This window comes from Enterococcus spodopteracolus (genome assembly GCF_030441955.1).
GTDB lineage: Bacteria > Bacillota > Bacilli > Lactobacillales > Enterococcaceae > Enterococcus_B > Enterococcus_B spodopteracolus.
Map to the genome: position 1 here is coordinate 1 of NZ_JARJHD010000101.1, position 466 is coordinate 466.

Here is a 466-nt window from a genome sequence, read left to right on the forward strand (position 1 = left end):
ACGCTTCCGTCAAACGATGGTTGAAGAAGGCGAAAAAGCTGAAAATGCTTGGCGTGAGCTGTTCGCAGCATACAAAGCAGCGTATCCAGAATTAGCCCAACAATTTGAAGATGCCTTTGCTGGGAAATTACCAGAGAATTGGGATGCAGAACTTCCAACGTATGACGAAGGTGAAAGTCAAGCAAGTCGTGTCTCAAGTAAAGAAGTCATCCAAGAATTATCAAAAGCGATCCCAAGCTTCTGGGGTGGTTCTGCCGATCTATCTGGATCAAACAATACGATGGTCACAGCAGACAAAGACTTCACGCCTGAACACTATGAAGGCCGCAACATTTGGTTTGGTGTTCGTGAGTTTGCGATGGCATCAGCGATGAACGGGATCCAATTGCATGGCGGTACCCGGATCTATGGAGGAACATTCTTTGTCTTTGTCGATTATTTGCGACCAGCTGTGCGTTTAGCAGCG

1 protein-coding gene is annotated in these 466 nt (G+C 46.8%); it reads left to right on the forward strand.

Going from position 1 to position 466, the window contains the following annotated elements:
- A partial coding sequence (locus P3R27_RS14745) for a thiamine pyrophosphate-binding protein (protein ID WP_498371330.1) occupies positions 1–466 on the forward strand: 466 nt, incomplete at both ends.